The 9,001-nt window shown below is 70.4% G+C and carries 7 protein-coding genes; 4 read left to right on the top strand and 3 right to left on the bottom strand.

Annotated elements, in window-relative coordinates; genetic code table 11:
* Positions 1–57: 57 nt before the first annotated feature.
* Entirely contained in the window at positions 58–1,602 is a 1,545-nt protein-coding gene (locus LCL61_RS05970; protein ID WP_340685915.1) for an MFS transporter, read from the bottom strand.
* Positions 1,599–2,690, bottom strand: a complete 1,092-nt coding sequence (locus tag LCL61_RS05965; RefSeq protein ID WP_340685914.1) for a C45 family peptidase — start codon at positions 2,688–2,690, stop codon at positions 1,599–1,601. The genes LCL61_RS05970 and LCL61_RS05965 overlap by 4 nt, the downstream gene beginning before the upstream one ends.
* Positions 2,691–2,811: 121 nt before the next feature.
* Between LCL61_RS05965 and LCL61_RS05960 the strand changes: the two genes are divergently transcribed.
* Together LCL61_RS05960 and LCL61_RS05955 are read left to right on the top strand one after the other, a co-directional pair.
* Positions 2,812–3,045, top strand: a complete 234-nt coding sequence (locus tag LCL61_RS05960; protein WP_340685913.1) for a hypothetical protein — start codon at positions 2,812–2,814, stop codon at positions 3,043–3,045.
* A complete protein-coding gene (locus tag LCL61_RS05955) occupies positions 3,042–3,710 on the top strand; it encodes a hypothetical protein (RefSeq protein ID WP_340685912.1) in 669 nt (222 codons plus the stop codon). The genes LCL61_RS05960 and LCL61_RS05955 overlap by 4 nt, the downstream gene beginning before the upstream one ends.
* Here the strand turns inward: LCL61_RS05955 and LCL61_RS05950 are convergent.
* Entirely contained in the window at positions 3,707–6,820 is a 3,114-nt protein-coding gene (locus LCL61_RS05950) for a BTAD domain-containing putative transcriptional regulator (protein WP_340685911.1), read from the bottom strand. The genes LCL61_RS05955 and LCL61_RS05950 overlap by 4 nt on opposite strands.
* A 104-nt stretch (positions 6,821–6,924) precedes the next feature.
* Here LCL61_RS05950 and LCL61_RS05945 point away from each other — a divergent pair, with 104 nt between their 5' ends.
* Positions 6,925–8,055, top strand: coding sequence for a DegT/DnrJ/EryC1/StrS family aminotransferase (locus tag LCL61_RS05945; protein ID WP_340685910.1), 1,131 nt, complete (start codon positions 6,925–6,927; stop codon positions 8,053–8,055).
* Between the two features lie 7 nt (positions 8,056–8,062).
* Positions 8,063–8,995 carry an NAD-dependent epimerase/dehydratase family protein gene (locus LCL61_RS05940; protein WP_340685909.1) on the top strand — a complete coding sequence of 311 codons (933 nt, stop codon included), beginning with the start codon at positions 8,063–8,065 and terminating at the stop codon, positions 8,993–8,995.
* The last annotated feature ends 6 nt before the right edge of the window (positions 8,996–9,001 follow it).

The following is a 9,001-nucleotide window of genomic DNA, read 5'->3' as shown; positions in this document are numbered from 1 at the left end:
CCGCATCTCATGCGAGGAAAGCGCCCTTCATCGCGTCTTATGCGGTGAAGGGCCCCTTCAGCCCACCGGGGTCGGAACCGGAGCGGGCTCCTCTTCGGGATCTTCGAGGACCTTCGGCACCCCGCGCAACGTGAACAACGCGCTGACCGCGAGCAACGCCATCAGCCCCGCCGAGCACACCATCGTCACCTGCAACCCGTCGACGAACGCCGACTTCGCACCGGCCAGGACCAGCGCGCCCTGCTCGGGCGGCAACTGCGCCGCGACCTGGACGGCGCCGCCCAGGGTGTCCGAAATCGCCGCCGAAGTCTCCGGCGGTACGCCCGCCGGGATGACGAGTTCGCTCCGGTACAGCGCGCCGAGCACACTGCCGAGGACGGCGATCCCCAGCGCACCACCGAGTTCGGTCGCCGTCTCGGAGATCGCCGACGCCGCGCCCGCCCTGGCCTTCGGCACGACGCCGAGCACCGTGTCCGTCGCGACGGAGAGGATCAGCGACAGCCCGACGCCGAAGATGATCATCGCGGCGAGCAGGTCGGTGTAGACGATCGTCACGCCGACCCCCGCGTACAGCGCGAACCCGGTCGCCGACAGGGCACAGCCGAGCCCGATGGTGACAGCGCGGCCGAAGGCCTTGATCGCCAGTGGCGTGAGCATGCCGCCGAGGATCGCGCCGCCCATCCCGGGCAGTCCGGCGAGCCCGGCCTTCAGCGGCGACCAGCCCGCCACCAGCTGCAGGTACTGCGCGAACATCAGCGAGACCGCGAGCTGCGCGAACATCGCCAGGATCGTGGTGCCGACGGTCGCCGAGAACGCCCGCTGAGCGAACAGCTTCAGGTCCATCAGCGGTTCGGCCAGCCGCGGCTGCCGCAGGATGAACGCCAGCAGGCAGCCGAGGCCGAGCACGGCGGCGACCGCGACGTCCCAGTGCCCCCAGCCCTTGTACGCGACTTCCTTGATCGTGTAGACGATCCCGACCATGCCGACGAGCGAAAGCAGCACGCTGGGCACGTCGATGCGCTGGGACACCGGGTTCTTCGATTCGGGCAGGATCAGCGCGCCCGCGATCACCATGACCACCACCACCGGCACGTTGACCAGGAACACCGAACCCCACCAGAAGTGCTCGAGCAGGAAACCGCCGACGAGCGGCCCCATGCCGAAACCGAGGATCGTCAGCCCGCTCGAAACCCCGATCACGGCCGCGCGTTCCTTGCCGGTGAACACGTTCCGCACGATCGACAGCGTCGACGGCATCAGTGTCGCGGCGGCGATCCCGAGCAGCGCGCGGGCGGCGATCAGGAGCTCCGCCGTCGGCGCGTACGCCGTGATCACCGAAGCGACACCGAACAGCGACGCCCCGATCAGCAGCAGCTTCTTCCGCCCGACCCGGTCGCCGATGTTCCCCATCGTGATCAGCAGCCCGGCGAGCGCGAAACCGTACGCGTCGGCGATCCACAGCAGTTCCGTCGTCGACGGGTGCATCTGCTCCGAAAGCGACGGCAGCACCAGGTGCAGCACGGTCAGGTCGATCGCGATCAGCAGCTGCGCCAGCACGCAGACCGCGACGGTGCCGATCTTGCGGCCCTTGCCGATGGTCACCGAGAGACCCCGAACGTGAGTTCCGGCGTGTGCCGCGTGGTGCCGTTTTCGCCGTCACCCAGGTAGAAACGGGTGCTCAGGGTGCGGGCCGCCGGGTCGAGGACGCTGCGCCACAACGTCCGCCACGGCGCGCCGGGCTCGACCGCGAAGGACACCGCGTCGAGCGCGTCGCGCGGCCCGGCGTCCGCCTCCTTGGTGATGGTGCGAAGCCGCTCGTAGGTGCGCATGGTCTCCGGGGTGTCCTCGGGCAGCGCGTCGAGATCCGGATGACGGTGCAGCAAGTGGTTCGTGACGCACAGCGGCCCGTCGGCCACCTCGACGAAGTACTCGACGTCGTGCGCTCCGCGTTCGTACACGAAGCCGCGGCCGGAGGCGTCGGCGACGATGTAGTGGCAGGGCGCGCCGTGCGCGTACTGCTTGGCGAGCATCATCGCTTCCTTGGCCTCGTCGACGGTTTCGCAGGTGTCCAGCAGATACCGGCACACCTGCAGCACCGATAGACCGGCCTGCGGACCGTGGTCCAGCGGCATGGCCGTCTCGACCTCGGCCATCAGCAGGGAGACGACGAGCCCCGCCTCGTTGACCCCCTCCGTGCCACCGTCCATTGTGGACATCGTGAGGGACGTCGAGGCGATGCCGTCGTCGGGGATCGTCGTCAGGACGTAGGGCCGTGACGCCATCGGCACGGTCCCGTCGTCGACGGGCTCCTCCCCGGCCAGCACCGCGCCCAGCTGAGTCCAGCTCATGGTGAAGAAGTCGTAGTTGCGGCCGAGCTCGCTCCCCGTCCACAGCGCCGAACAACCCGATCCGGCGGGCAGGGCACTCGCGTCGTCGAAGGAGACGGCCGCGTCGGCGGGGAATCCGTGGGCCTCGGCGAACCCGGCGGTGCGCGCCGCGTACTGCGGCCAGTTCCGCGCGAACCAGGTACGCCGCGCCTTGGCCACGGCCGGGTCGAGCGGCGACGGCGACCAGTCCGAGCGCGCCTTCACTTCGGCGCCGAGGGCATGGCCGATTTCGGCCTGGGAGCCGCGCAGCGTCAGATGCCGCACGGCGAGGAAGTCTTCGGGAGATCCCGCTACGTAGGTCATGTCCCGGAGGGTGTCCGCCGCCGCTGACCGTTCACGCACCGAACGCTGTCAGCGTGTCATCCGAATGTCATGTGCCCCGAGCGAAAGTGGTCCCACCAGGCAACGACGAACGAGGGAAACCATGCTCAGTAACAAGGTGTACATCATCGGCGGGGCGGTCATCAGCGTCCTCTTCCTCGCGCTCGCGATGGTCGAGTTCTCCACCGGCTACCCCGACGACGGCCTCCAGGACCTGCTCTACGCCGCCGTGAGCGCCGGCGCCGGCACGCTGCTGTACGTCCTCGACCGCCGCCAGCGTGAGCGCCGCGCCGCAGCCACGGCAGCCAACGACGCAGCGCAGCGTGACGCCCGATGAGGAACATCGACGGCGGCTTCCTCGCCGCACCTGACCAGGCTTCCCTCGAACGCCGCGAACGGGACGTCCGCAAGGGCAAGCTCGCACTGCTCCTGACCGTCGCGGGCGGCTTCGTCACACTGGTCGCCGGCTACCAGGTCTTCGCGGACTTCTCCCCGGTTTCGCTGGTGGTGACGATGCTCGCGCTGGCCGCCGCGATCGGCGGCGGGCTGCTCACCAAACACCTGATGCGCGCCGTGCGGTTCCGGGTGCACAAACCGAACGCGGGCCTGGTCGGCGCCGCGAAACTGACGGGGATGGTCGTGGCCGTCCTCGCGTTCATCGGACTGGTCGGCGCGATCGAAGGCCCCGGGGTGCTGCGGATCATCGCGATCGCCGTCGGCTGCGCGGCCATCGGCTACGTGAAGTCGCTGCACGACCAGCAGTGGGTGCTCTTCGAACTGGACGCGGTGGGCGTCCGGATCGAGCGGACGGTCGTGCCGTGGCGGGAAGTCACCCGGCTCACCATCGACCCGGTCGGCCCGGGGATGACCCGCCTCGGCGCGGTGCCGGTCAACGCGGCGCCGCTGTACGTCGCGGTCCAGGACACCGAGTTCGACCAGCGGCTCCTCGCCGAGGCCGTCGGCCGCTTCGCGCCGCAGGGCACGCAGCTGACCCGCGCCTAGGCCAGCTGAGTGGCGCCCCGCAGGCCGAGCCCGCGGCGGTAGGCCCGGTCGAAGTCGTCACCGAGCCGCTCCCGCACGGTCGTCCTGAGCAGGGCGGCGTCCAGATCGACGGCGAACGGGGTGCCCCGGATGGTCACCGCCGCGCCGATCAGGACCGCCGCCCGCTCGGCGTCGCCCCGCACCAGCGCGACCCCGGCGAGACCCTCGACGGCGCAGGCCATGGTGGTGCTGTCGTGCCAGCGGTCCGCCGACACCAGCGCCAGCCGGTGCAGTTCCTCGGCCCCGTCGAGGTCACCCTCGGCGGCAAGGACCCAGCCGAGAGAGATCTTCGCCCCGGCGCGCACCCCCTCGGCCGCGAACGAACCACCGGAGCACTCCGCGAGCGCGCGTTCACTCAGCGCGCGGGCCGCCGCCAGATCGCCCTCGTGCCGGGCGAGGAACGACAACCCGACGTACCCGGCCGCCCGGCTTTCGGGCATTCCTGCGCGGCGCGCGATCTCGATGGCGAGTTCGAAATCCGCCCGCGCTCCCGCCGCGTCGCCGTGGAGCAGCTTGCTGCCGCCGCGACGGCACAGCAGGTCCGCGTTGTCGTCGGACGCGCCGAGTTCCCGCATCAGCCGCAGGGCCTCGTTCATCGTTTCGAGGGCTTCGGCCTGCCGGTTCGTCCAGATCAGGATCTGGGACAGATGGTCGAGGGCCATCGAAAGGCCCCAGCGCTCCCCGATCGAGCGGAACGCCTGGGCCCCTTCGAGCAGGAACTCTTCCGCCGTGTCGAGTTCGCCCTGCATCAGCGCGCGAAGGCCGTAACCGGTCGGCGCGAGGGCGAGACTCCAGGCATCGCTGTTCGTCAGCAGCACCCGGCTGCGTTTGATCAGCGCGTCGTCGTCACCGGGCGGGCCTGACACGACGCCCATCAACAGCAGCAGTGCCGGGTTCCGGGGCGCCTTGGCGAGATTCAGCATGAGGCCGTCCACCAGCGGCAAATGCCGGTCGAGCGCCTCGTGGCCCCGCAGCCCCGCGGCGGCGGTGAGCACGCAGAGCTGGTACTCCTCTTCGAGACCGTCCGGCGCTCGCTCTCCGAGCCGCTTGACCACTTCCAAGCTCAGCGTCGAGCCTTCGAACCGGCGACCGCGCATCCACCAGTACATCACCAGTGAAGCCGAAAGCCGGAGCGCGATCCGCACGTCGGACTCGGCGGCCCAGCGCAACGCGGCGAGGAGGTCGTCGTAGGCGGCGTCGAGTCGATCGAGCCAGGCAAGTTGGCCGCCGGTGCGCAGCAACGGGTCGGCTTCCTCGGCGAGGGCGAGAAAATGCTCGGCGTGCGCGCGCCGCAAGCGCTCGGTTTCGCCCGCTTCGGCGAGTTTTCCGGAGAAGAAGGCGCGGATGGTTTCGAGCATCCGATACCGGTCCCCGGTGCGCTCGACCAGCGATCTGTCCACAAGGGACGGAAGCAGTTCCGCGACGTCCGGCACGGCGCAGACCGCTTCGGCGTCGGCCAGGGTCGTGCCGCCCGCGAAGACGGTCAGCCGCCTGGCGAGCAGGCGTTCGTCCTCGTCGAGCAGGTCCCAGCTCCACTCGACGACGGCGCGCAGGGTGCGATGGCGGCTCTCGGCGACCCGGCTGCCCCGCGAGAGCAGCCCGAACCGGTCGTCCAGCCTGGCGGCGATCTCGCCGACCGGCAGGGTCCGCACGCGCGCGGCGGCGAGCTCGATGGCCAGCGGCAGCCCGTCGAGCGCCGCGCAGACACGCTGGACGTCGCCTGCGGTCTCGTCGTCGACCGCGAAGCCCGGATCACTCGCCTGGGCCCGGTCGGCGAACAGGCGGACCGCGGCGAACTCCAGCGAGCGGGCGGGAGACGTGCCCGGCGGCGGCACGGCGAGCCGCGGCACGGGGGAGACGACCTCGCCGGTGATGCCCAGCGGTTCGCGGCTGGTGGCGAGCACCCGCAGCGCGGGAGCCGCGCCGAGCAGCCGGGCGGCCAGTTTCGCGGCGGCCTCGATCAGATGCTCGCAGTTGTCGAGCACCAGCAGGACCGGCCGTTCGGCCAGCGCGTCGATCAGCCGTTCCAGCGGCGCGTTCTCCACCGGCGCGGTGACCGTCCCGAGCGGGACCGTCCGCAGGCCGAGGGCGGTCAGCACGGCGTGGACGATGTCGGAGTCCTCGGTGTACGGAGCGAGTTCGACGAAGACCGCGGGGAGGTCCACGGCGGCCGCCGTCTCGATGGCCAGCCGCGTCTTGCCCGCCCCACCCGGTCCGGTCAGCGTCACCAGCCGCGAGCTGTCCAGCCTGCCGAGCACGTGCCGGAGATCGCCTTCGCGGCCGATGAAACTGGTGAGCTGCGCGGGAAGCGACGTGGTTGTGGCGTTGACGGGCGGCGTCTCCCCGCGAAGCACGGCCAGATGCGCGGCGGCGAGATCCGGCCCCGGGTCGGTGCCGAGTTCGTCGGCGAGGACGCGGCGGGCGTCCTCGAACGCGGTGAGCGCGTCGGCCTGACGTCCCGCGGCGTGCAGCGCGCGGATCAGCAGCGCGCGGGTCCGTTCCCGTAGCGGCTGCTCGTCGATTACCTCGCGAAGCTCGGCGAGGACGTCTTCGTGTCTTCCCAGCTTGAGCTCGGCCTCGGCGCGGTCCTCGATCGCCGACGTCTTCAGCTCGTTCAGCCTGGTGACCTGCGGATCGCGGAACGGCGCGTCGGTGATGTCCGCGAAGGCCGTGCCACGCCAGAGCCCGAGAGCGTCGCGAAGCAGTTCCGCCGCCTTCGCGGCGTCCCCAGCCGCGAGAGAGCGCCGTCCCTCGGCGGCGAGCCGCTCGAACCGATGCACGTCGACGTCGCCGGGGTCCACGGCGAGCCGATAACCCGCCGGGCTGAACTCGACGGGCGCGAGCTCCTTCAGCGCGCCGCGCAGCCGTGAGACCTGCGATTGCAGCGCGTTCGCCACGCCTTCGGGTGGTCGCTCGCCGTAGAGACCGTCGATGAGACGCTCCGCCGGGACGACCCGGCCCGCCTCCAGTGCGAGCAACGCGAACAGCGTGCGGACCCGAGGCCCGCCGATCGGAACGGCGGTGCCGTCCTCGCGGCGCACCTCCGTCGCCCCCAGAACGCCGAATCGCATGGGGTGAAGAGTAGGGCGTCGTTGACCTGGGCGGATCCAGCCCGCCCGAACTACGCCGATCGGCGTCTATACACTTCGCCGGGTCCCCACGCAATGGGAGAGGTATGTCTGAGCTCGAACCCGTGGTCCTCGGTCAGCCGACCGTCGGCGACGAGGAACTCGCCGCCGTGGCGGAGGTCTTCCGGTCCGGCTGGCTGGCCGGAGCCGGCCCCGCGTGCCGTCGTTTCGAGGAACGCTTCGCGAAGACCGTCGGCACCGCGCACGCCCTGACCACCAGCAACTGTGGGTCGGCACTCTTCCTCGGGCTGCGTGTGCTCGGCGTGAAGCCGGGCGACGAGGTCATCGTCGGCGACTACACCTTCCCCGCCACCGGCCACGCCGTGCTCCAGGCCGGCGCGACGCCGGTGTTCGCGGACATCCGCCCCGACGTCTGGAGCGCCGACCCGGCGTCGATCGAAGCGCTGATCACCCCGCGCACGGTCGGCATCCTCGCCGTCGACGTCGCCGGTCAGCCCGGTGACTTCGACGAGTACCGCGCCATCGCCGACAAGCACGGCCTGTGGCTGTTCGAGGACGCCGCCTGCGCCGCGGGCGCGACCTACAAGACCCGGCAGGCGGGCAGCCTCGCCGACCTGGCCGCGTTCTCCTTCCACGGCCGCAAGGGCATCACCGCGGGCGAGGGCGGCGCGCTGGTCTCGGACCGCGAAGACCTCATCGCGCACGCGCGCAAGCTGCACACCTACGGCATCGAGCCCGCCATCACCCGCGAGGGTTCCGGCGCGCTGCCGATCCCGGAGTTCCACGAGCTGGGCTACAACTTCCGGCTCTCGGACGTGCAGGCCGCGATCATGAACGTGCAGCTGGACCGGCTCCCGGACCTGCTCTCGGCCCGCCGTTCGGTGGCCAAGCGCTACCACGAGGCGTTCGAGAACCTGCCCGGTCTCGACGTCCCGGTGGAACTGCCGGACCGCGAGCACCCGTGGCAGGCCTACATCCTCACCGTGGCCCCGGAGATCGACCGCGACGCGCTCGCGCTGCGGATCCGCGAGCAGGGCGTGCAGTGCAACTTCGGCACGTACGCCTCGCACCTCCAGCCCATCTACGGCAAGAAGCAGACCTTGCCGGTATCGGCGGACCTCTTCGCCCGTCATCTCGCCATCCCGATGCACGCCAACCTCACCGATGCCCAGGTCGACCGGGTCATCGGGACCGTCAGCGCCGCACTGCCGAGCTAGGAGAGAAATGCCCGACAAGAAGGTCCTCTTCACCGGGGGCGGCGGTTTCATCGCCGCGCACGTCATCCCGATGCTGATCGAGGGCGGGTACACCGTCCGCGTCTTCGACAACATGACCCGCGGCGACCGCGCCCGGATCAACGAGTTCGTCGCCACCGGCAAGGTCGAACTGGTCGAGAAGGACGTCCGCTACGGCGGTGCCGTGCGCGAGGCCATGCGCGGCTGCACGCACGTCATCCACTTCGCCACCGTGTCGATCAACAAGTCGGTCGCGGACCCGCACGAGTCCATCGACATCAACATGGTCGGCAACCACAACGTCTTCGCCGCCGCGGCGGACGAGGGTGTCGAGCGGCTCGTGTTCGCCTCGACCGCGTCCGTATACGGCGACCCGAAGCGGCTGCCGATGCACGAGGACGACGAGCTCAAGCCGCTCACGCCGTACTGCATCTCGAAGCGCGCGGGCGAGGACATGCTCGGCTTCTACGAGCGCACCAAGGGTCTGTCCTGGAACGCGCTGCGGTTCTTCAACGTGTACGGCCCCGGCCAGAAGATCGAGGCCTACTACACGTCGGTGATCAACCACTTCATCCAGCGCCTGCGCGCCGGTCAGCCGCCGATCATCGACGGCCGCGGCGACCAGTCGATGGACTTCGTGCACGTCACGGACCTGGCCCGGGCCGTCGTCGCGGCACTCGAGTCGGAGAAGGCGAACATGCCGATCAACATCGGCACCGGGATCGACACCTCCATCGCGACGCTGGCGAAGATCCTCATCGACGCCGTCGGCGTCAACGTCGAGCCGCTGTTCAACGAGCGCGACGTGCTGGTCTCGCGCCGCGCCGCGGACATCACCCGTGCCCGCGAGGTCCTCGGCTGGGAGCCGAAGATCTCCGTGGAAGAGGGCATGTACGAACTGGTGAAGGCTTCGGAGGGATGACCGCCG

Source organism: Amycolatopsis coloradensis (assembly GCF_037997115.1).
Classification (GTDB): Bacteria; Actinomycetota; Actinomycetes; order Mycobacteriales; family Pseudonocardiaceae; genus Amycolatopsis; species Amycolatopsis coloradensis_A.
Note: the sequence above shows the minus strand (reverse complement) of the source record. Positions and strands in the feature narration are given on the sequence as shown.